This window comes from Hymenobacter cavernae (genome assembly GCF_014641455.1).
GTDB lineage: Bacteria > Bacteroidota > Bacteroidia > Cytophagales > Hymenobacteraceae > Hymenobacter > Hymenobacter cavernae.
The window spans coordinates 432,528-453,532 of record NZ_BMHT01000005.1 but is presented as its reverse complement, the minus strand read 5'-3'; the positions used below and the strand labels follow the sequence as shown (position 1 = coordinate 453,532).

At 54.0% G+C, this 21,005-nt stretch carries 19 protein-coding genes; 7 read left to right on the top strand and 12 right to left on the bottom strand.

Features of this window, described 5'->3' with window-relative positions:
• Positions 1–59 precede the first annotated feature (59 nt).
• Positions 60–656, bottom strand: coding sequence for a HupE/UreJ family protein (locus IEX74_RS15480; RefSeq protein ID WP_188814918.1), 597 nt, complete (start codon positions 654–656; stop codon positions 60–62).
• A gap of 169 nt (positions 657–825) precedes the next feature.
• Here IEX74_RS15480 and IEX74_RS15475 point away from each other — a divergent pair, with 169 nt between their 5' ends.
• Positions 826–1,413 carry a hypothetical protein gene (locus IEX74_RS15475; RefSeq protein WP_188814917.1) on the top strand — a complete coding sequence of 196 codons (588 nt, stop codon included), beginning with the start codon at positions 826–828 and terminating at the stop codon, positions 1,411–1,413.
• A gap of 69 nt (positions 1,414–1,482) precedes the next feature.
• Here IEX74_RS15475 and IEX74_RS15470 read toward each other — a convergent pair whose 3' ends face one another.
• Both IEX74_RS15470 and IEX74_RS15465 read right to left on the bottom strand, forming a co-directional pair.
• Positions 1,483–4,092 carry a pectinesterase family protein gene (locus tag IEX74_RS15470; RefSeq protein WP_188814916.1) on the bottom strand — a complete coding sequence of 870 codons (2,610 nt, stop codon included), beginning with the start codon at positions 4,090–4,092 and terminating at the stop codon, positions 1,483–1,485.
• A gap of 241 nt (positions 4,093–4,333) precedes the next feature.
• Entirely contained in the window at positions 4,334–5,338 is a 1,005-nt protein-coding gene (locus tag IEX74_RS15465) for a hypothetical protein (protein WP_188814915.1), read from the bottom strand.
• A 391-nt stretch (positions 5,339–5,729) separates the two neighbouring features.
• Here IEX74_RS15465 and IEX74_RS15460 point away from each other — a divergent pair, with 391 nt between their 5' ends.
• Complete coding sequence (locus IEX74_RS15460) at positions 5,730–6,134, top strand: hypothetical protein (protein ID WP_188814914.1); 405 nt, start codon at positions 5,730–5,732, stop codon at positions 6,132–6,134.
• Positions 6,135–6,193: 59 nt separating this feature from the next.
• On the opposite strand, the gene IEX74_RS15455 is transcribed toward IEX74_RS15460, so the two are convergent.
• Entirely contained in the window at positions 6,194–6,334 is a 141-nt protein-coding gene (locus IEX74_RS15455) for a hypothetical protein (protein ID WP_188814913.1), read from the bottom strand.
• Here IEX74_RS15455 and IEX74_RS15450 point away from each other — a divergent pair.
• Positions 6,321–6,734, top strand: a complete 414-nt coding sequence (locus IEX74_RS15450) for a DUF8507 family protein (RefSeq protein WP_188814912.1) — start codon at positions 6,321–6,323, stop codon at positions 6,732–6,734. The genes IEX74_RS15455 and IEX74_RS15450 overlap by 14 nt on opposite strands.
• Positions 6,734–7,135, top strand: a complete 402-nt coding sequence (locus IEX74_RS15445; protein WP_188814911.1) for a putative toxin-antitoxin system toxin component, PIN family — start codon at positions 6,734–6,736, stop codon at positions 7,133–7,135. Before IEX74_RS15450 ends, IEX74_RS15445 begins: the two co-directional genes overlap by 1 nt.
• A gap of 66 nt (positions 7,136–7,201) precedes the next feature.
• Here IEX74_RS15445 and clpB read toward each other — a convergent pair whose 3' ends face one another.
• The 3 genes from clpB to IEX74_RS15430 all read right to left on the bottom strand — a co-directional run bounded on the left by clpB (position 7,202) and on the right by IEX74_RS15430 (position 12,166).
• A complete protein-coding gene (clpB, locus tag IEX74_RS15440; protein WP_188814910.1) occupies positions 7,202–9,817 on the bottom strand; it encodes an ATP-dependent chaperone ClpB in 2,616 nt (871 codons plus the stop codon).
• 158 nt (positions 9,818–9,975) lie between these two features.
• Positions 9,976–10,935 (bottom strand): YEATS-associated helix-containing protein, encoded by a 960-nt coding sequence (locus IEX74_RS15435; RefSeq protein ID WP_188814909.1) that lies wholly within the window; start codon positions 10,933–10,935, stop codon positions 9,976–9,978.
• A 508-nt stretch (positions 10,936–11,443) separates the two neighbouring features.
• Complete coding sequence (locus tag IEX74_RS15430; RefSeq protein WP_188814908.1) at positions 11,444–12,166, bottom strand: NADPH-dependent F420 reductase; 723 nt, start codon at positions 12,164–12,166, stop codon at positions 11,444–11,446.
• Positions 12,167–12,350: 184 nt separating this feature from the next.
• On the opposite strand from IEX74_RS15430, the gene IEX74_RS15425 reads away from it, so the two are divergent.
• The gene (locus IEX74_RS15425) at positions 12,351–12,614 is read left to right on the top strand and encodes a barstar family protein (RefSeq protein ID WP_188814907.1); all 264 of its coding nucleotides are present in this window, start codon (positions 12,351–12,353) and stop codon (positions 12,612–12,614) included.
• 114 nt (positions 12,615–12,728) lie between these two features.
• Here the strand turns inward: IEX74_RS15425 and IEX74_RS15420 are convergent, their stop codons facing one another.
• The 4 genes from IEX74_RS15420 to IEX74_RS15405 form a co-directional block, all read right to left on the bottom strand.
• On the bottom strand, positions 12,729–14,234 hold the full coding sequence (locus IEX74_RS15420; protein ID WP_188814906.1) for a DUF4394 domain-containing protein: 1,506 nt from the start codon (positions 14,232–14,234) through the stop codon (positions 12,729–12,731).
• A gap of 223 nt (positions 14,235–14,457) precedes the next feature.
• Positions 14,458–14,904 (bottom strand): hypothetical protein, encoded by a 447-nt coding sequence (locus tag IEX74_RS15415; RefSeq protein ID WP_188814905.1) that lies wholly within the window; start codon positions 14,902–14,904, stop codon positions 14,458–14,460.
• A 279-nt stretch (positions 14,905–15,183) separates the two neighbouring features.
• Positions 15,184–15,594 (bottom strand): hypothetical protein, encoded by a 411-nt coding sequence (locus IEX74_RS15410; protein ID WP_188814904.1) that lies wholly within the window; start codon positions 15,592–15,594, stop codon positions 15,184–15,186.
• Positions 15,595–15,597: 3 nt separating this feature from the next.
• Positions 15,598–16,140: an ImmA/IrrE family metallo-endopeptidase gene (locus IEX74_RS15405; protein ID WP_188814903.1), complete on the bottom strand. Its 543-nt coding sequence runs from the start codon at positions 16,138–16,140 to the stop codon at positions 15,598–15,600.
• A 227-nt stretch (positions 16,141–16,367) separates the two neighbouring features.
• On the opposite strand from IEX74_RS15405, the gene IEX74_RS15400 reads away from it, so the two are divergent.
• On the top strand, positions 16,368–17,051 hold the full coding sequence (locus tag IEX74_RS15400; protein ID WP_188814902.1) for a porin family protein: 684 nt from the start codon (positions 16,368–16,370) through the stop codon (positions 17,049–17,051).
• A 55-nt stretch (positions 17,052–17,106) separates the two neighbouring features.
• On the opposite strand, the gene IEX74_RS15395 is transcribed toward IEX74_RS15400, so the two are convergent.
• Positions 17,107–19,242, bottom strand: a complete 2,136-nt coding sequence (locus IEX74_RS15395; RefSeq protein ID WP_188814901.1) for a prolyl oligopeptidase family serine peptidase — start codon at positions 19,240–19,242, stop codon at positions 17,107–17,109.
• A 298-nt stretch (positions 19,243–19,540) separates the two neighbouring features.
• Between IEX74_RS15395 and IEX74_RS15390 the strand changes: the two genes are divergently transcribed.
• On the top strand, positions 19,541–20,998 hold the full coding sequence (locus IEX74_RS15390; protein WP_188814900.1) for a hypothetical protein: 1,458 nt from the start codon (positions 19,541–19,543) through the stop codon (positions 20,996–20,998).
• Positions 20,999–21,005 lie beyond the last annotated feature (7 nt).

Below are 21,005 nucleotides of genomic sequence, written 5' to 3'. Positions count from 1 at the left end.
CAGACAAGCCGTAGGAGCGCTACGTTGCATAAAGAAGCTAGGTCAGAAATATTGCCGTGCTAGGCCCCGAGCAGAAGCACTACCGCCACACCCGCTGCTGCGCCGCTCACCACCAGGATCCAGTCGCGGCGGGCAGCATGTAGTAAGTGCAGCACTACAAACCCGATGAGCAGAATGATGGATACGATCAGTAGCTGACCTAGCTCCACCCCTAGGTTGAAGGCCAGCAGCTCCAGCACCGGCCGACTCTGGCGCCCAAGCAGCTCGCGCAGGTAGCTCGAAAAACCCAGCCCGTGAATAAGACCAAAAATAGCGGCAAGCAGGTTCGGCAGCGCCAGCAGCACTGACCTCTGGCGGTCCAGGCGGCGCTCCTGCCCCCGCCCGGTTTGGCGCATATTCAGGAGGCACGTCAGTAGAATCGTGATGGGAATCAGCGTCTCGATCACCTTTACATCATACTGCACAAAACCTAGGGTAGCCAGCGCTAGGGTGAGACTATGCCCCACCGTGAAGCTCGTGACTAAGGCTACCACGCGGCGCCAATCGGCCAGCACGTAGGGGGCACACAGGGCTAGCAGGAACACGAGGTGATCGTAGGCCTGCAAGTTGAAAATGTGGAAAAAGCCTAGTTTGAGGTAGGTTTGAAAAACAGACATGCGCAAATCTATAAGATCGTCACAGTTCAGTGGGGTAAACCTGATATTTGGCCTGCAATCTGCACAATGCCGGGTACTTGAAACGTACGATAAATCTCTGTAAGTACTCCGGAGCTACAATAGAAACCTAGGTGCACAATTCTAGTACTACACTACGTTGGTTAAGTTGATGCCTAAAATTTTACTCGTGTTATCGCTAGGATTGCTGCTCAGTACTAAGGTCCTAGCTCAAACGGATACTACTGCTAAGCCAATCAGGCTGCCAGATGCTTGGTTGTCATTTGATCCTGAACGAGCCGATTCTCTAAAGCCCGTAATGGTTGGAAAGTGGTACCTGCCGTATTACGATAAGCATAGCATGGCAGCTGATACAGCCGGAGCATTGATCTCGCTGTTTGTACAGAAACGGACGAATGCTTGGCTCTACCTCTTGGGGGTGCCTGTTGGGTTGTCTATGCTACAGCCTACCGTAACTAGTGTCAATGGCAGAGTGGTCGACAAAGATCCACCACCGGGTTGGCAAGTGGCTATCGGTGTACCTGTTATAGGTGCCTCTGCACTGGGCTACATTATGCGCCTGACCACTTATAGCAAGATCAAGCTCAATACGATTCAGCAGAATTACGAGCAAGGTGTACCCATTCCTGCTAAGTTGCGCCGCAAGCTCAAGAGCAAGCACTTTGCAAATGCGGCCTATATGCGCGAAGCGGTCCGGCGAGACTTACAAGCGCAAAAAGAACGACAAGCCCACAAATAGTTGATTGCTACATACCAGAACGGCCCCGCCAACATACTTGGCGGGGCCGTTCTGGTAAAGCGAAGAAGGTTACTCCCGCACAATCCGGCGCACCTCAGTGCTGCCCTGGCTTTGGGCCCGCAGGATGTATACGCCCGACGCTAGCTTACCTAGGGGCAACGACAGCTCCGTCTGGCCTGCTTTCACTTTGGTTGAGTAGAGCTGCTGGCCGAGGGCGTTGCACAGCGTTAGGTGCACCTCCTGCGAGTAGCCACCTAGGTTTACCATCAGGTTGCCGTCATGAGTCGGGTTGGGGTAAACCTGGAACAAGGTGCCAGCCAGCGGCTTAGAGGCCGCCGTGATAATAAGTTGCTCGCCTTTAACGAGCACATCCCTGAGCAACGAATACCGACCAGCGCTGGTAGTACCAGCAGAAAAATAAAGTCGAATCGTCAGCTTTTGTCCGGTTGTAAGTCTTATGCCAGTGGTGCCGTTCAGGGGAAAACGAAAAGTAGTATTAACCCCATTCGTTTGATTAGCTAGCACCAAAGGACTTGCGAAGGTGCCTAGGCCAGTAGTACTGTTCAGACTACCTGTCGGGCCCCGACCGCCTGCCAGCTCCGTTGAGTCAGAAACGAAACCACTACGGGACGTTAGAACGGCTAAGCGCCCGTTAGCGGTGCCATAAAAGCCAGCAGTGAACACCAATGAGTCGATCCGTATGGTAATGTCGCTGGCGGTGATGGTAAACTCCTCATAATAGCGGCGGTTGGGGTTACTGCTGGGGCTAGGTATCCAGGTGCCGTCCCCATTGGAAGACGCACCTAACGCTTGACCGAACGTTCTGGAGTAAGCTTTAACCGCTGGTACCGTTGTGCCATTCGAAACGTAGAAGTTTCGCAGCGTGGACGTACTAGGAAGCACGTCTGCCCCCCGAACACCTAGGCTATCTTGATTATTTGCCTTCAGCGGCCACCACTGCAACGGCGCCGATATGGGCTGCGGCGTATTCACCTTGGTGCCATTCACGGCCACGTTTACGGCGGTGGCTCCGGTAGTGATGTGCACAATGTTGCCGCTGTAGGCGCCCGCAGCAGCCGCGTTCAGCCGTACGCTAATGGTCATATTCGCCAGCGTATTATTCGTGGGCGTAAGTACCAGCGGGTTTGTAGCATTATACCAGGTAGGGCCGCCGTTGGCCGAAACTTCGTAGTTGGCGGGCGGCGTAACGGTCACCGGGCCCAGCAGGTTCACGCCACCCAGCACGTAGGTTTGTGGGGCCGAAGGGCCATTGCTGTACTGCACGAATGTATTGGTACCACTCGTGATGTTGATGGTTGGCACGCTCGACACCTGAATAGTAGGCGTAGTATGCGTAGCCAGTCCCGCCTTGGAAGCGCGCACATAATAGTAGTAGAGGTTGCCCGCGGCGGGTAGCGCATCAGTTGTCTGGAAGTTGTAAGTCGAGTCGTTCTGAGCGGTTACTTCGTAGATCTTGCTGAACGTCACGTTATCGGCGGAGCGAAACAGCTCATACTTGAGCTGGCTCATGGCCCAGCTGATGTTCCAGTCGAACGTTGCCTGCGCTGCCCCTTTCGCCACCCGGAAGTTTGATACGGCAATATCCGGCGTGTTCATCGTGGTGCAGAAACCAGCCGCCACAGTGCAAGGGTCCCAGGTACCAAACAGATTGTCCTTCACATACCTAGCCGTGTCGGCATCGGTCAATTGCTTCGACCACGTTACGCGTTGGCTCACGGGCACCAGCTTGCCGCCGAAATACTGCGTTTTGTACTCAGCGTAGGTAATCTTCGTTACGTCGGTGCCCGCGTCCCAGGTCACCCAACCGGCCGGTAAGATCTGATTGGCGCCAATCGTGGTTTTCAGGAAAACAACCTTGTTTTCGGCCAGCGGATTGAAGCCGGCAGAGTTCTGCCACGGCCGACCTAGGTAGTACTGCGTGCCGCCGGTGTTCGACGGAATCTTGGCGTTGCGAAACACGTAGCCATACGCCTGGCCGGGCGGCGTGTTAGCGGCCGTGATAAACGAGCTACCGGCCGTGGTCCGGGTTTTTGCATAGATCACGCAGTTGTCGAACAGCGCAATAGCATTGCCGAAAATAAAGTCCACGTTGCCGTCGATGTAGCAGTCCTTGAAGTACTGGCGGCCGTTGCCGTAGTTCAGCAGCGTGTCTTGGTTGCCCTGAAAGCGGCAGTTCTTGAACGCGGCCCGGTCGGCATACAGGCTGACCGCTACAGCCTGCGAGCCGTCGCCGAAGGAGTTTACGAAGGTGATATTCAGCGCCGAAAAGTCGGTGGCATTCACGGTGATGCTGCCCGAGCCGCCGGTACCTAGGGTGCCGCCCGAGCCATTGGGCGTGTTGGCGTTGTCGTTCCAGGTGAGGATGGTATTGGCCACACTTTCCCCCACGAGCTGCACGAACGGCTTGTTGGCCGGCACCGTGACTTTCTCCTGGTAGATGCCATTCTTGATGAAGATGCTATAAACCGACGTGGGGCCGGTCGGTACGGCATTAATGGCGGCTTGCACGGTGGTGTAGTTGCCGCTGCCATCTTTCGCCACCACCAGGTCGTAGGCATACAGTTGCGAGTAGAAGGCAGAGCAGATCAGAAGCAGGCAAAGCAGCAGCCAGCGCTTGCTGGTTGAGCGTGCCGGGTTGTGAGTAGAGTGTGGAAACATAGGGGAATTGGAGGTTAAGTAGAAAGGAAGCTTGATGGAATTGCACTTACATATTAGGGTACTTCAGCCTGCTTACGGCAAAGCTCCCAGACATAATCTCTGCAATCGTTGCCGGGAACGATTACAAAAGCTAGCCTACCTAGCTTCAGTAAGAACCGCTAGTAATAAGAAACCCCACAGGCTAGGTGCCGGCGGGGTTTCTTTTGTGGAAAGTAAACAGGCTGAGGCTGTGAGGCTAAGCTTAGAAATTCACTTTGGTAATCTCAAACTGCGCGGCCGTGGCTTGGTAAGGATACAGCACATACGCATCTGAAATGCTGCGCCGCGTGATGGTAGTCGGGCTGGTCGGGCCCGTGGCGAAGCTGCCGGTGGTGCTGGCGCTGGCCCAGGAGTCGTTGCTGCTCAGACGGTACACCGTGCTTTGCGAGCCCGAAACGAGCAGCAGCGTCTTGGCATTGAGTAGCAACAGCCCGTCGGCTCCGGTAACGTTCTGGGTGGTGCTCACCCGCGAGAAAGCCGTGGGGTTGTTGATCGGAACCTTAAACAGCACGCCTTCACCGCTCTTAGCCACAATCAGGTAGCCATCCGGGTGATACACAATGCCATTCAGGCCAAAGCCAGTGGCCGCACCTAGCTGCGCATCTTCCAGAAAGATAGAAGCGTTACCGTCCGTATCAACCTTGTAGATGATGGGGGAGAAGCTGTCAGTTACGTAGGCATTGCCTTCGAGGTCGACGGCTATATCGTTGGCAAAGTGGCGCTGGTTGGGGCGCAACGTGCTGAGGTCGACATATTTGGTGAGGTTGCCGTTGTTGGAGTTGAAGATAGCCAAGCCGGCTAGCCGGTTCAACGTGGCGGGCGTAGTGCGTGTGGTATTCGCGCCATTATCCGACACAGCCACCAGCACCCGGTGCCGAATCTGATCTACGTTCAGGCCGATGGTGGAAATCAGCCGCGAGTCGTCGCCGAACACGGTGTACGTGCCGTTGTCCTCTACCGCTCCGATACGCCCTTTCGTGCGCGAGCTTACCAGAAAATGCTGATTCAGCTCGTCGTACTGCACGCCCTCGGGCGATAAAGCTGGCTCAGCAACGGTGATTTTAGCCGGAAGAAATGGGTTCGGCAGCGTTCCGTCGTCCGAGCAGGAGGATAAAAAAGAAGAAGCGCCTACGGCCAGGAAAGCCAACGCAAAGAAGCGCTGCCGCGCAAACCGTTTGGTTTGCTCAAGAAAGAAAAGGTGGTGCATGTGGGTAGGAGTAAGGTGTAAAGGATTAGTACCTAGCTATACGAACCCCGACGAGCTAGGATTGTTCTGAGCCACAATTATATACGGATACGGTTAATAAGCAATCCTAGGCTCGTGCAAGGCATCTTTCGATAGCTTGCCAGTCAGAGCTTCCTTTCGACAGCTTGCTCAGGATGGGCTGCTGCAATACGTATTTCAACGTGATAATGGTGGCTATCCTGAAAACGCATGAGTAAATCGGCTCTTGATCCGGACGGGAGCGTGGAGCGTGTTCATCAGGCGAGGATTACAGCACAAAAAACCTCTTGTCTATGCAAGTAAGCGCAGATAGAAGAAGGTCACTTTATTTCAATAGTTTTGATTCGCTTCTTTTACTTGTTCAGATACCGTGATGATTAAAACTGTACTACTTACTGGTGCCTTATTCCTTACAACTGCCAATATCTATGCTCAACAGACTATCACACCTGCTGACACGGTGAATGCAGTGCAGCGGTTATTTCAGAAGCACCGTACCGGCGGTTGGGTCTGGACCACCATCGGTGCTGCTTTTGCCGTCCGTATAGCTTCCGTTGCTGCTGCTAGTAGCGCCACGGATGGTTTTGCCAGCACTACTGGTGGAACAATAGTAGGCGTTGGTGTATTTGGTGGTGTGCCCGCCGGAATAGGCATAAGTAAGCTGACACGTTTCAGTAAGAGCAAAGAAGAGCAAGTGGTTGCGTTGTATAATCAATCTGGAATTTTGCCTCCATACGTGAGAAAGCGACTGAAGACGAAGCACTTTCACCAGCAGTAACAACCAACCAATAAGCAGAACAGCCCCGCCGACCTAGGTCAGCGGGGCTGTTCTGCTTATTATTCAACTACAAGAAACCTAGGTTTTACTACCCCGGAAATCTGCACGTCCACGTTCTCGAAGCGAACTTGACCGTCTTGCAGCACGGCTTCCACCACCGCGTCTTTGCTCACGCGACCCGAGAGAATGTCTTTCGACAATTCATTCAGGATCACGCGCTACAACACGCGCTTCCGAGCAGATACTGGCTTCTTCCAGGCGCTGCTGAATCTGGCGGAACTGGATGCCTACAATGCGACGGTGGGCACCATTCTTTTGGTAAACGGCGTTATCTTGCTGTACTATCAACCACCTAGCTGTACTATCAAGCACCTAGTTATCATGGCTCCTACTCCTATTCAGCCTACCCGACTCAACCCTGTTCAAGTGAGCCTCCTGCGTCTGTTTGAGCGTGGTATGAGTGACGAGGATATTCTTGACTTGCAGCGCGTCATTGTAGCGCACTTGTCACAGAAGATGCTAGCTGAAGTAGAGCGCATCGATACCGAGCGCGGCTACACCGCCGAAGACTACGAGCAGATGCTGAATGAGCCTTCCTGATGCGGCAGGCCGTTATTGATACTAATTGCTTGCTGGCATCGCTCAACCGGCAGAGTCCTTTTCACCGTCTGTATGAGCTGTTTATTGCCGAATCATTTCGTTGGGTGCTTAGCAACGAGATACTTACCGAGTACGACGAAGTTTTAACCCGCCATTATTCGGCCGGCACCGCTTACCGGGTGATAGAAATCTTACTATCGGCACCCAATATCTCTTTTCAGGAGGCTTACTACAAATGGCAACTCATTGCCGACGACCCTGATGATAATAAATTCGTAGACGTTGCCATTGCAGCCGGCGCCGATTATCTCGTCACCAACGACCGGCATTTTGATGTTCTCAAGCAAATTGAGTTTCCGAAGGTCAATACAATTACTCTACAAGAGTTTTTGAAGCTATAAATGTGAACAGCCCCGCCGACCTAGGTCAGCGGGGCTGTTCTATTGACCAATCACAAAAAGCTAGGTCTACAACCCGGGAATCTGCACGTCCACGTTCTCGAAGCGAACTTGGCCGTCTTGCAGCACGGCTTCTACCACCGCGTCTTTGCTCACACGACCCGAGAGAATATCCTTCGATAACTCGTTCAAGATCACGCGCTGCAACACGCGCTTCAAGGGGCGAGCGCCGAACTGCGGATCGAAGCCTTGCTCACCTAAGAAGTCGAGCACCTCGTCGGTAGCTTCCAAGCGGATGCCGGCTTCTTCCAGGCGCTGCTGAATCTGGCGGAACTGGATATCCACGATGCGGCGGATTTCGCGGCGCTTGAGCGGCTGGAACATGATGATTTCATCAATCCGGTTCAGGAACTCAGGGCGCATGTGCTGCTTGAGGCGGTCAATTACCTCCTCACGGGTACGGTCCACTACCTCATCATGGTTGTACTCATTCAGCTCTTTGAAATTCTTCTGAATGATGTCGGCCCCGGTGTTGGAGGTCATGATGATGATGGTGTTCTTGAAGTTCGCCACCCGGCCTTTGTTGTCGGTGAGGCGACCATCATCCAGCACTTGCAGCAGGATGTTGAACACATCGGGATGGGCCTTCTCAATCTCGTCGAGCAAGATCACCGAGTACGGCTTGCGGCGTACGGCTTCCGTCAGCTGCCCACCTTCGTCGTAGCCCACGTAGCCGGGAGGTGCCCCAATGAGGCGCGATACGGCATGACGCTCCTGGTACTCACTCATGTCGATGCGCACCATGGCGTTTTCGTCGTTGAACAAGTACTCGGCCAGGGCCTTAGCTAGCTCCGTCTTGCCGACACCGGTGGTGCCCAGGAAGATGAACGAACCAATGGGGCGGCGTGGGTCTTGCAAACCAGCCCGCGAGCGGCGCACGGCATCCGAAATAGCCGCAATGGCTTCCGACTGGCCGGCTACGCGCTTACCTAGCTCGCCTTCCAGGTTCAAAAGTTTCTCCCGGTCGCTGGCGAGCATCTTGCTCACGGGGATGCCGGTCCACTTGGCTACTACTTCGGCAATGTCCTCTTGGGTCACCACTTCTTGCAGCATCGAGCCACCGTCTTTGTTCTCGCTGGCCTGGGTTTGCAGTTCTTTCAGCTTAGCTTCGGCTTCCTGGATCTTACCATAACGCAGCTCGGCTACGCGACCGTAGTCGCCTTGGCGTTCGGCTTGCTCGGCTTCCACCTTGAAGCGGTCGATGCTTTCCTTCACCGTCTGGATGTTGGTCAGCACGTCCTTCTCGCCTTGCCACCTAGCTTTCAGGTCGTCGCGCTTGGTAGCTAGCTCCGCAATTTCCTTGCTGAGCACAGCTTCCCGGTCGCGGTTGTCTTCGCGGCGAATAGCCTCGCGCTCAATCTCCAGCTGCATGATGCGGCGCTGCACTTCGTCGAGCTCCACGGGCATGGAGTTCAGCTCGATGCGGAGCTTGGCGGCGGCCTCGTCCATCAAGTCAATGGCTTTGTCGGGAAGGAAACGGTCGGTAATGTAGCGCGAGCTGAGCTCAACGGCGGCAATTACGGCATCATCCGTAATGCGCACGCCGTGGTGCAGCTCGTACTTCTCCTTAATACCGCGCATGATGCTGATGGCGTCCTCGATGGACGGCTCATCGACCATCACGGCCTGGAATCGACGCTCCAAAGCCTTGTCCTTCTCGATGTACTTCTGGTACTCCTTCAGCGTGGTGGCGCCAATGGAATGCAGCTCGCCGCGAGCCAGGGCAGGCTTGAGCAGGTTGGCAGCGTCCATGGCACCTTCGCCGCCCGCACCGGCACCAATTAAGGTGTGCATCTCATCGATGAACAGAATGATCTGACCTTCAGAGTCCGTTACTTCTTTAATGACGGATTTGAGACGTTCCTCAAACTCGCCTTTGTATTTGGCACCGGCAATCAGCAAGCCCATGTCCAAAGACATGATGATCTTGTCTTTCAGGTTTTCGGGCACGTCGCCGGCCACGATGCGCTGGGCTAAGCCTTCCACAATGGCAGTCTTACCAACGCCTGGCTCACCGAGCAGAACAGGGTTGTTCTTGGTACGGCGCGACAAGATTTGTAGCACCCGCCGAATTTCTTCGTCGCGGCCAATAACCGGGTCCATTTTGCCGGTTTTCACCTGGTCGTTGAGGTTGCGAGCGTAGCGGTTCAGGCTCTGGTACTGATCCTCGGCTGTCTGGCTGGTCACCTTACGGCCTCCGCGTAGCTCTTTAATGGCGGCTTTCAGGTCTTTCTCCGTGAAGCCTACATCTTTCAACAGCGTGGCGGTGCTATCCTTGCCACTGAGCAGACCTAGCAGCAGGTGTTCCACCGACACATATTCATCGTCAAATTCTTTCAGGTAGTTTGTAGCCCGCTGCAAAGCCGAGTTGGCCTCGTTCGACAGGTACGGCGACCCGCCGCTCACCTTCGGATAACCGTTTATGATAGTATCCAGGCGGGTATTCAGCAGGTTCTGATTGGCACCTAGCTTCTTGGTGAGGAAGCTAACTACGTTCTCATCCGATTGCAGAATTCCCTTCAGCAGGTGGCCCGTCTCGATGGCTTGCTGCTGGTTGGCGCCGGCAATTTCGGTGGCCTTCTGCACAGCCTCCTGCGCCTTGATGGTATAGTTATTAAAGTTCATTTTGCTTCGTCGTTGGTAGATACCTCGGGTTAAGAAGTTCTACGAGGGACATAGCAAACGGGGTGCAGAAGAGCTATTTGTGACTTTTTGGCTGGATGAATAGGGTTAAACAATGATGTTTGAGTCAATTTGTCTTAAATGGATGACGCATTCCTATATTATTCAACTCCATGAACACGCCTATTTAGTAGTTGAGTTGTCTCTTCAATCTTCTGTAATAGTGCTTGATCAGCCGAGATTTTGAAGCCCTCTATGATTTTCCTGGCTTTCACATATTCAGATGAACTCATGGCTTTGCGAAAGATTAGCTTATCAATTGAATCACAAAACTGATATTTTGTAAATTTTTGTGATATCTTATTGCTTATTTTATCTAATATGGTGAAATCTCCTATCCTAGGTCTAAGCTTGACTGAGTAGCATATGGCCAAATATATGCCTTCGCTACTTGATTGACTGAGGATAAATTCTCTATCTAAATTATTATTTATTATTATTAACCCCATCTCTCTGCCTAGAGATGCTTTTAGTTCTAGTCTTATTGCATAATTTCCTATAGTAGTTTCTCTTACAAAATCATTTGCCTTGTTAATTAACTCTTCGTATGCATCTTCTTGGGGCTCTTGTAATAACTCTGTATTTGATTCACTAACACTTAATGCGACATTTAAGTCTTTTACTTGCTGTTTTGTTGAGTCATTCTCTGTTTTTGCTTCTTCGGCTAGTTCTACGCCTTTCTTAGCCTTTTCTTCAGCGATTTCAGCCTTTTCTTCGGCTTTTTTGACTGAGGCTAAGATCTTATCTCCTATTCCAGTTATAAATCTTCTTGAAAAGATTCCGAACACTAAACAAAATCCAATCAGAATTAAATAAAGGTTAGAGTTTTCTAATGACTTTTCTATTATCGGGCTTGATATCATTTGTAAAAAATTAGGTACTAGTAAAGATGATCCAATAGACAATAAAACGCATCTAATAAAACGCTCCTTATTTTTTACTGTGTTATCGCCTTCAAACGAATAATAATAATTGATAATACCTCCAAAAAAACCTGTAGATACTATAATCGAAAATACTAAAAAAGGATGCCAATTGAATGTAAAAGAGTTAGGAGCCATATATGAGTAATGTTATTATCGCGTTATTTATGTCATTGTAATTAATCTAGTTTATTAACCCTTATAGAGATGAGGGCTACTTCCAACTAGCACGGACTTCTGACTCGTGATAATGCCTCTAGACTTGGCCGAATTTATAATCCAGCTATTTTAAATAGAGGATTCATAATCCCTGCTGCCAGTAGAAGCAAGATAGCACTGTTTTGCCTGAGTTGCTAAGACAATTGTTGGATTGCAAATCCGGCCGGGCAAAGACCGAGAATATAATAGATAGTCTCCCCTAACTAGCGCGAGCTTGTAGCTCGTGATAAGCTTTGAGGTGGAGGTACAACCTCCACTGCCGCGCAGCGGCAAACTACGCAAGAGCAAGACTGTTGCAAGAAGCACTAACTCCCTTTCATCGAATAGCCCCAACAAAAGAGCCCTGGCAACTGCCAGGGCTCTTTTGTTGGGGCTTAAGACAACCAGCTAGCAGTTGCGTAGCCAACGTGGGGTGGGGCTGTGGCCCTTACAGCTTGACGCCTTGTGCCTCTAATTGTTTTTCTGACGCAGCTTGGTTGGCCGCGAATTGGGTATGCTGCTCAGGCGTGTACACAGTACCTAGGCTAGCCAAATGCTGTTGCACGTCGGCCGCAGATAAATCGGTGCAGTACAGGGGCGAGCCAGGCTGCTGCCGCCACGACTCGTGCAGGCTGCCGCCGTCCAGGGCGTCGAAGCCTAGCTCCTCTACCAAGGCCATTGCCTTCTGCTTAGCGGCGGCATCGTCGCCGGCCACCAATAGCGCGATGCGGCCGGGCGTGCCGGCAGGCTGGCCGTTGTTTTCAAGGCTCGCGGCGAAGATGTTGTTGAACACCTTCAACACCGGGCGGCCTAGGTGCTGCTGCACCCATTCGCTCTCGGTCAGGTCGCCGCTTTCCAGCTCCGGAATTTGGCCATCGCGCAGCAAGGGGTAGTAGTTGCTCGTGTCAATGACCGGCACATCGGCGGACACGCCCTCGAACAGGTCTTTGGGCAGGTCGGGGATTTTTTTCAGCGGAATGGTGACCACAATGATGTCTCCGTGGCGGGCGGCTTCCTGGGCCGTGACGGGGGTAGCACCGGTTTTTTGGGCCAAGTCCGTTAGGGTTTCAGGGCCGCGTGAGTTGGCAATATAGACCGAGTGACCAAGGCTGGTGAGCCGCACGGCCAGGGCGCTGCCGATGTGGCCAGCCCCAATGATTCCAATGTTCATAAGCAAGTAAGATGAGCGAGTAGTCTGTGAGCCGCTTTTTGGTAAAGTAGCTTGCTCTAAGACCACTCACCCATCAGGATTGTTTTTGCTTATGAACCGTATCTGCATTGGGCGAGCTGCGTACGCCCTAGCTACTCAATTAGCGCGAGCTTGTAGCTCCCTCATCTGCCTCACCAATCAACTCATGACAATCGACCTAAGTGGTATTACCAGCAAACCCGCCTTTCACGAGCTAGTTAAGCGCGAGCTAGGTTTTCCGGAGTGGTATGGCGTTAGTTGGGATGCCTTCTGGGACTGCATTGTGGCGGTGGTGCAAATGCCGCCGCAGCTGACATTCATCAACTGGCAAGAGTTCGACCAGACGTGCCCGAAGGATATGGGCATCTTGCGGCAAGTGATGCAGGACTACGAAGCCTACCGGCCGACGTATCATATGACCTTAGCTTAATAGCTTGTTATGCTTAGCTGGCATCAACTGTCAGATTGCCGTCTTCCTGCCAACATCAAAAAGCGCCCCGGCTAACTAGCCGGGGCGCTTTCTTACTTCATCAATGAGTGTTTCCTAGAAACCCAGGCCCAGCGCGAAGCCAGTAGCGGAGCCGTTGAAGTCGCCGGTGGTAGTGGCAGCGCCGGTGTTAGGGTTGATGCGGTAGAGCTTGGTGCTACCGCCCGAGGTGAGCAGAGCGTAAGGCGTGTTGCTGGTGCCGCCGATGTCGAAGCCGGTGGTGGCTTCTACGTTCACCCCTAGGTTGCCTACTTCCACCAGCGTGCCGTTGTTCGGCGGGTTTTGAAGGTAGAGTTTATCGGTGTTCACGTCAATGTCGTACAGCATCGTGCTGGTAGCGCCCGCGAAGTTGTTGGTGTAGGCCGCGCCCGTTACGGCGGGTGTGCCGGGGTTCAGGGCGCCATCCACAATGGCTACGCCGTCCGCGGGGTTCACGCGCAGGTTCTGGCCGGTGTTGCTCACAATGCGGATGCGGTCAACGGTCGGGTTGAAATCGACGCCGAAGGAAGTGCCCACGAGTGGGGTACTTAGCGCTGCCACTACGGCGGCCGCACCCGATGAAGTATTAAGCGTAAGCACGCGGCTGTTGCTGCTCACAGCGTATAGCTGGCCGTTTACGGGGCGGAAGTCGATACCAATGATGCTTTCGCCACCAGCTAAGCCGGTAATCGGTTTGGCAATACTAGTGGCGGGCTTTTCCGGGTTGAAGATCAGTAGGTTGTTGGTCGCATTAACGGCGTACGCTACCGGCTGAGTTGGGATGGCGATGCCCGTATACGATTTGCTATACGCGGAAATAATGCTGGCCTTACCCGTAGCTAGGTCAACGGAGAAGAGCGTAGCCTTGCCGCCAACTTTGAAAAGACCTAATGCCTTGTCGGTTTCGGGCGCGATGTCAAAGCCACCGTCGCCGGAGATGGCTAGGTTCAACGAGCCTACTTCTACCAGCGTGCCGTCGTTGGGCGGCATCTGCTTATAGAGCTTTTGCGTTGTCACATCAATATCATAGAGGGTAGTAGTCGTTGCCCCCGATACGTTGCCGGTGTAAGCCACGGCGGCAATGCTAGCCCCGGTGGCGCCGTTGATGGTGCCATCAGTGTTGGCCACGGTACCCGTCTCGGGGTTCAGGCGCAGGTTTTGGCCGGTGCTCGTCACCAGGCGTATGCGGTCGACGGTAGGATTAAAATCGAAGCCGGCGATGGTGCCGCTTAAGACCGGCGTGAAGGGCCCGGCGCCAATCTGGCGAGCCGTACCCGTGGCCGGATCAATAACATAGAGGCGACTCGTGCTACCTAGGCCATACAGCTGGCCAGTAGCAGGCCGAAAGTCGATGGCGAGGATGGTTTCGCCTGTTTGCAGGCCCGCAATGGAAGCGGCGCTGGCTGGGGTTTGCGCGTTACCCGCGGAAAAAGCCACCAGGCGTACCCCATCTTCCAGCGCGTAGAAAGGAATGTCAAGCCCCACTTCGTAACCCGGAAAGTCGCCATCATCGTCGCAGCTGCTGAGAGCGAAGAATAGTGCTCCCACAAAAGCTAGCTTCCGTAGGCTGAAAAGATTTTTCATTTAATTTGATTTTAATGTGAAAAAACTTAGTTGCTCAGGAGCTACGAAGCCGGAGTATGGATTGGATCTACCGGATTTACGAATTTATCATGAAGCCAAAATTCTGTTAATCATACAGTTATTGCTTTTCAGGAAAACCAGCAGGTGAGAACCGGCAAATAGCTGCTCAACAGCAGAAAATCAGCGCATCAGTAAACCTAGCTACGTGTGAGCCTAGGTTGCCTTAATACTTCTCCTGGCTCTTGAGAATGCGAATGATTTCGCGGCGCATGAAGAACAACCGGGCGAGCATCACGCCCGCCGTGAAGCTCATGGCGACCACCGACAATTCAGCGCCCGCAAACCAATGGCCGAAGATCCAGCGCCGGGAGAAAGCAAACGCCACGTAGCACACCAGCACCGCCACTCCTAGCTTGTCCATCTTGGCTACTACCTGGCTGGCCTCTTCGTGCCACCGGATGTTGGCGATGCGCGCCAGCAGCATCCCGACGACAAAGCCGCCCAGCGCCGCGCCGATGGCAGGCGGCACCTGCGTATCGAATTCTACCAAGTCGTACGTCACGATGGACAGCATCACGGTGAACACCAGCGCGAACATGCGCAAGCGCATCCGGAGCCGACGATGAATGAATTGACGACGGGCTTTTCGGGCGGGAGAAGAGCGAAACATGGCAGACGAAGCGGGTTCCGAAGAGAACCTGTAGCAACCGGACACGGCGGATCTTATCCGGTTGCACAAAGCTAAAACCTAGGTCTGAGAATACAGGTTCAGCTACTTGCCAGAACGTCATTCCGAGCCTAGCGAGGAATCTCGCGTGCTTCGCCAGAACGTCATGCAGAGCGAAGCATCTCGCGTGCCATGCTAACTCCAATCGTCAGGGTTTACCACCTCAACGACTGCACGCGAGATTCCTCCTGGCATCGGAATGACGTTCCTACTGCACCCAAACTACAAATCCTTGATTAGCTGCAAGAACTCGTTGCCGAGCTGCGGGAACAGGTAGCGCAGCACAATGAGCACCATCGACACGATTTCGGCAAATACGGCCAGCACGAAGATCTTCGACAAGCCCGCATCGACGTGCAGAACGTTGAAGCCGATCAGGAAGAAGCAGACGTTGACCAGCAGCGTCTGGAAGGCGAGCATACCTAGGATGTACCAGGCTACTTTCTGCCGTAGGGTGCGCTCGGCCTCGTTCTGAAGCCGCCACGCGTTGACCAGGGTTTGGAGCTTGAAGCTCTGGTCGCGGGCTCGCGTGACTCGCTCAAACGACTCCAACTCGCCCGGATTTACCGGCGGACCGACGGATTCCACTTTGTCGCGCAGTTCGGGGGGCAGCGAGTTGAGCAGCTCTTGCATACGTTAGCGTAGGCCTAGTTCGGCAATGCGGTAGCCCATGGCCTGCTCCGACACGCCAAAGCGCCAGGCCAGGTAGTCGATGTCGGGGTTCTGGGCAAATTCGCGGCGCATTAACGACTCGGGCATGAGCAGGGCGGCGGCAAAGCGGTTGGCTTCCGTTTCGCGGGCGCGGTCGGCGTCGGGCGCGTGGTCGTGGAACTGCTCGCGAAACAGGTTGATGGTGTTATCCACGAAAGAGCCGTCGGCGCTGGCCAGATGCAGAAAGTGGTGACCTAGCTCGTGGGCAATGGTAAAGCGCTTGCGGTTGCCCGGCTCCGATTCTTTCACCAGAATAATCGTGTCCTGGCCTTGCCGGGTAATCATGCCCGACAAATTCCCTTGCGAAAACTCCGCGTTGTGCACCTTTATGCCGGCGGCATCAGCCAGCGTAAGCGGGTCGATGGGGAGCGTGGCAGTAGCGCCGGCTTGCTGCAACACTTCCTGGGCACGGTTTTCTATTTCCTTGCGGGTGAGCATTTCGATTTCGGGAGTGCTAAGAGAAGCCATTGGAGAGGTGTGCAAGTAGGCGAGGTCAGGTTGGGGCAATGTAGGAGCTAACGCGAATGCGCGCGCGCCAGTTCTATCTGGCAGTAAGCGCAAACCTAGATTGAGGTCTTCTGCGCGCCGCATCAGGGCTTTGCCGCGAAAAGAAAGGCTTTTAGCAAGTTACGACAATGCTAAATTATTCTGCCGCTATATTGAGCAAACTTATAAACTACCGCTGCCTACTTTTTATGAAGCACTGCCTGCTTGCCTTTTTATTTCCTGTAATAACATCTTCTGCCGAGGCGCAAAACACACCTAGCTTTTCAACCAACACGGACGCAATAGCAACAAGCACCGCCGCTGCACCAACTGCCAAGCAGCAAGCCGGTACGAAACCCGCCGTCAGGTTTGGGGCTAAGCTAGGGTTGAACGTATCGAATACGAATTTCAACAGAGGCTTCCCCAAACCAGCTACTTCTATCGAAACTACCTGGAAGCCGGGTGCCGTAGTTGGGCTGTTCGTGCAGGTGCCTTTCTCGCAGAAGCTCTCTTTGCAGCAGGAATATTTATTCTCGCAAATGGGTGGCAAAGTCAAAAGCACCGGCACGGAGTATCGCTTTAATTATCTGTCATTGCCGGTGCTGCTGAAGTACAGCCTCACACCTAGGTTTGGCATAGCCCTGGGCCCGCAGTTCGACTTATTGCTGCAAGCCAAACAAAAGATAAATGGCGCCAGCACCACCATAACGCACGACACGGAAGAACGCAGCATTAGCGCAACCGCCGGCGCGGAGTTTTATGTGCTGGATAATCTAAGCCTGAATCTGCGCTACCTGTACGGTCTGAATCATGTCGGCCTCAGCCAGCGCTCCGGCAATCCGACGGAGTTTAAATATGAAATGGCGCAACTGAGCGCTACGGTTACGTTTTAAAACAAAAAAGCCGGCTCGCGAGGGAGCCGGCTTTTTTGCTTGATAAACCTAGGTTTTAGTTCGTCTTGGCCTGATACGGAACGCCCATGTTGTAGAACATGAATGCCCACTTATCCGTCTGCTCGCCGATAACCTGGGCCGTGGAGCGACCCGCGCCATGACCCGCTTTCGTCTCGATGCGGATGAGCACGGGCGCGGTGCCTTTCTGGCTTTCCTGCAAGCGCGTGCCGAACTTGAACGAGTGCGCGGGCACAACCCGGTCGTCGTGGTCGGCGGTTGTCACGAGCGTGGCGGGGTAGGAGGCGGGCTTGATGGCGTGGTAAGGCGAGTATTTGTAGAGATACTCAAACATCTCCTTCGAGTCTTCGGCCGTGCCGTAGTCGTAGGCCCAGCCAGCGCCGGCCGTGAACTTGTTGTAGCGCAGCATATCCATTACGCCCACTGCGGGGAAGGCTACTTTGAACATTTCGGGGTGCTGCGTCATGGTGGCGCCCACGAGCAGACCGCCGTTCGAGCCGCCCGAAATAGCCAGGTAGTCTTTCGAGGTGTAGTTGTTCTTCACCAGGTACTCGGCCGCCGCAATGTAGTCGTCGAACACGTTCTGCTTCTTGAGCTTGGTGCCGGCCAGGTGCCAGGTTTCGCCGTATTCGCCGCCGCCGCGCAGGTTCGGCACCGCGTAAATGCCGCCGTTTTCCAGCAGCACGATGTTGGACGTGCTAAAGCTAGGTGTCACGCTCACGCCGAAGCCGCCGTAGGCGTAGAGCAGCGTCGGGTTTTTGCCGTTCATCACCAGGCCTTTCTTGTAGGTGATGATCATCGGAATCTTGGTGCCGTCCTTAGAATTGTAGAACACCTGCTTCGACTCAAACTTGGTTGGGTCGAACTGCACGTTCGGCTTCTTGAACACCGTCGATTTGCCGGTAGCCAGGTCGTACTTGAAAATAGTGGGCGGGTAGATGTACGACGTGAATGTGTAGTACGTCTCCTTCTCGTCCTTCTTGCCACCGAAGCCGCTCGCCGAGCCAACGGAAGGCAGCTCGATGGTGCGCTCCTTCTTGCCGGTCATGTCGTACTGCTCCACCATTGAGGTGGCGTCTTTCAGGTACTTAGCGAAAATCTTCCCGCCGACCGTTGATACATCCAGTACGTTTTTCGTCTCCGGAATCAGGTCTTTCCAGTTGGCTGCTTTGGGGTTCGCCGCGTCCACCGTCACCACGCGGAAGTTCGGCGCGTTCAGATTGGTGAAGAGGTAGAGCTTGCTGCCGACGTTATCAATCACGCTGGCTTCGCTGTCGAAGTTGTCGACCACCTGCGTGATGGCGCTGCCGGGCTTGCTCAGGTCCTGCACGTACAGCTCGTTGCCGGTCGTCGTGTTGGCGGCCGTGATAACCAGAAAACGCTGATCTTCGGTGAGGTAAGCGCGCACGTAGCGGCGCGGCGTTTTCTCGCCGCCAAAAACCAGCTGGTCAGTGCTTTGCGGCGTACCTAGCTTGTGGTAATACAGCTTGTGGTGCTGGGTCATGCCGGCCAGTTGGCTGCCCACTTTGGGCTTGTCGTAGCTGCTGTAGTAGAAGCCGTCGTTGCCCTTCCAGGCGATGCCCGAGAACTTCACGTCTTTCAGCGTGTCGCCTACCATGGCTTTGTCGGCGGCTTTCAGCACGATAACCTTGCGCCAGTCCGAGCCGCCTTCCGAAATCAGGTATGCGGCCAGGCTGCCATCCTTAGTGAAATCCATGCCTGCCAGCGACGTGGTGCCGTCTTTCGAGAAAGTGTTCGGGTCGAGGAACAGCTCGGGCGCACCGTTGCCAACCTGCCGGTACACCGCCGACTGGCTCTGCAAGCCCGTGTTCTTAGTGAAATACGTGTACTTGCCTTCCTTAAAAGGTGCCCCATACTTCTCGTAGTTCCACAGCGTTTCCAAGCGCTTGCGGATGTTCTCGCGGTACGGAATCTGACCTAGGTAGCTCTGCGTCACCTTGTTCTCGGCCTGCACCCAGGCTTTCGTGTCGGCCGATTGGTCGTTTTCGAGCCAGCGGTAGGGGTCGGGTACCTTCGTGCCGAAGTACGTGTTGACGGTGTCAACCTTCTTGGCTTGCGGATAAGGCAGCGTTTTGATGGCCGTTTGGGTGTACTGAGCGTACGCCTGGCTGCTGAGCGCCAGCGCAGCAAGCGCGATAAAGCGTCTTTTCATGCTTTTTGTAGGAAGTGGTGGCTATGGGTAAAGTCTGAGAATGCGGGAGGGAAGTTGCACAAAGCAGGCTTCGAAAGCATAGGCAGCTAAGCTAAGTAAATAACTGGTAGAGAACAGACGCAGGAAGCCCCGGCAGTGCTTGTAATTGGTGTCTGGGCGGGTAAAAAGCTAGGCTGGCTGGTAAGCGCTGGATAACTTGACGGCGGAAAACCCGGCAACAGTGCCGGATGACCGCAGCAGCGCTTAGCAGTTGAGCGTTCCACGTTGCCTTACGCCCACGCCTAGCTTTATTCAGGATATGTTCAAGCATAATTGGTCTATAGTGCTGCTGCTCTTGGTACTACTGGATAGTAGCTACTCTTTTTGGCAGCATTCGCACGTAGCCCTCGATGGCGACATGGCGGCGATTATTCTGCCGGCACCTTGGTACCAACAGGTGCTGACCGACCCTTTGGGGTTGCATGTCCTACTCAAAAACGAAGTGTATGCCGCACCAAACCGATTTTTTGCGCACAAGCTGCTCTCTGAGTATTTCAAGACGGTGCCCTTGCTGCTGCAACGCTGGCATAGCCCCATTGACAGCATTTACCAAGCTTGCGCATGGCTGAAGCTAGCCGTGCAGGTACTCCTTATCTATTTGCTAGGAGCATATATCAGCGGTAGCAGCCGAATCCTGAATAAGCGCTTCGTGCTGGCGGTGGCGTTGGTGGTGCCGCTCTTCCAGACGGCGGGCTTCAACAATCAGATGGGTATTATCGACAAATCAATCACGTACACAGTATTTTATGCCTTGCCAATCGGACTGTTGCTGGTGTTTTTGCTGCCATTTTATCAAGCCGCTTTCTCCGAAACGCGCGTGAGACTTTCCGTCGTGGGTGTAGTCCTGCTGCTGTTGCTGGCCGTGGGGCTGGCGCTCGGTGGGCCCGTGGTGCCGGGCGTAGTGGTACTGGTTTGCCCGGCTGCGCTCTGGCTGACTGGTCGGCGCTACTTCAAGGCGACTGCCGGCACGGCGCTCAAGCAACGCTTGCTAGGTGCAGTAAGCAGCGTGCCTTGGCCTATGCTGCTGTGTTTCGGGCTGCTTACGCTGCTATGCCTGTATTCACTGTATATCGGGCGGAACAACGCCGAAAATATGGAGGGCAACAGTGTGTCGTTGCTGGAGCGCTACAGCCGGATACCGATGGGCATCTATCAGCAGCTCAAGCAAAAGCTAGGGTTGCCCTTGCTGCTGGCGATAGTGCTGCTGAACGCGTACATCATCAAGCGGCAGCCTGCGACAGAGGAAGGCGGGAAGCTCCTGACTATTCTGAAATGGATTGGTTGGTTTGCCCTGGTTTATATTCTGCTGCTGCCGCTCGGGGGCTACCGTGATTACCGGCCGTACATTCTGCGCCGCGATGTTATCATGCCTGTTGTGCTGGCTCTGATCTACTTCTACGGTATTTCCAGTTTTCACCTGGCGAGGCATCTGGCGGGGCAGCTGCGCACGCGCTACTTGATAGGCCTTGGGTTATTCCTGGTCATTTTTATGTTGTCGGATAAGCCGATCGTGAGCGATAACAACGCCTGCGAACGACAGATGCTGGCGCAGCTGGCCGAATCGCCGGAGAAAACGGTGCGGCTAGCAGACGATTGTACCGTTATGTCGTGGACGAAAACGACGAACCCTGCCGATTCGGACACAAACGCGGAGCTGCTGCACTACTGGAACGTGACCAGCGAGAAAAAAACATACTACCAACAGGCCGCTAATTGATAGCAGC

Excerpts from the sequence above, each read along its gene's own strand:
- IEX74_RS15480 (WP_188814918.1), bottom strand. The coding sequence starts at position 656 with ATGTCTGTTTTTCAAACCTACCTCAAACTAGGCTTTTTCCACATTTTC.
- IEX74_RS15475 (WP_188814917.1), top strand. The coding sequence starts at position 826 with ATGCCTAAAATTTTACTCGTGTTATCGCTAGGATTGCTGCTCAGTACT.
- IEX74_RS15470 (WP_188814916.1), bottom strand. The coding sequence starts at position 4,092 with ATGTTTCCACACTCTACTCACAACCCGGCACGCTCAACCAGCAAGCGC.
- IEX74_RS15465 (WP_188814915.1), bottom strand. The coding sequence starts at position 5,338 with ATGCACCACCTTTTCTTTCTTGAGCAAACCAAACGGTTTGCGCGGCAG.
- IEX74_RS15460 (WP_188814914.1), top strand. The coding sequence starts at position 5,730 with ATGATTAAAACTGTACTACTTACTGGTGCCTTATTCCTTACAACTGCC.
- IEX74_RS15450 (WP_188814912.1), top strand. The coding sequence starts at position 6,321 with ATGTCTTTCGACAATTCATTCAGGATCACGCGCTACAACACGCGCTTC.
- IEX74_RS15445 (WP_188814911.1), top strand. The coding sequence starts at position 6,734 with ATGCGGCAGGCCGTTATTGATACTAATTGCTTGCTGGCATCGCTCAAC.
- clpB (WP_188814910.1), bottom strand. The coding sequence starts at position 9,817 with ATGAACTTTAATAACTATACCATCAAGGCGCAGGAGGCTGTGCAGAAG.
- IEX74_RS15435 (WP_188814909.1), bottom strand. The coding sequence starts at position 10,935 with ATGGCTCCTAACTCTTTTACATTCAATTGGCATCCTTTTTTAGTATTT.
- IEX74_RS15430 (WP_188814908.1), bottom strand. The coding sequence starts at position 12,166 with ATGAACATTGGAATCATTGGGGCTGGCCACATCGGCAGCGCCCTGGCC.
- IEX74_RS15425 (WP_188814907.1), top strand. The coding sequence starts at position 12,351 with ATGACAATCGACCTAAGTGGTATTACCAGCAAACCCGCCTTTCACGAG.
- IEX74_RS15420 (WP_188814906.1), bottom strand. The coding sequence starts at position 14,234 with ATGAAAAATCTTTTCAGCCTACGGAAGCTAGCTTTTGTGGGAGCACTA.
- IEX74_RS15415 (WP_188814905.1), bottom strand. The coding sequence starts at position 14,904 with ATGTTTCGCTCTTCTCCCGCCCGAAAAGCCCGTCGTCAATTCATTCAT.
- IEX74_RS15410 (WP_188814904.1), bottom strand. The coding sequence starts at position 15,594 with ATGCAAGAGCTGCTCAACTCGCTGCCCCCCGAACTGCGCGACAAAGTG.
- IEX74_RS15405 (WP_188814903.1), bottom strand. The coding sequence starts at position 16,140 with ATGGCTTCTCTTAGCACTCCCGAAATCGAAATGCTCACCCGCAAGGAA.
- IEX74_RS15400 (WP_188814902.1), top strand. The coding sequence starts at position 16,368 with ATGAAGCACTGCCTGCTTGCCTTTTTATTTCCTGTAATAACATCTTCT.
- IEX74_RS15395 (WP_188814901.1), bottom strand. The coding sequence starts at position 19,242 with ATGAAAAGACGCTTTATCGCGCTTGCTGCGCTGGCGCTCAGCAGCCAG.
- IEX74_RS15390 (WP_188814900.1), top strand. The coding sequence starts at position 19,541 with ATGTTCAAGCATAATTGGTCTATAGTGCTGCTGCTCTTGGTACTACTG.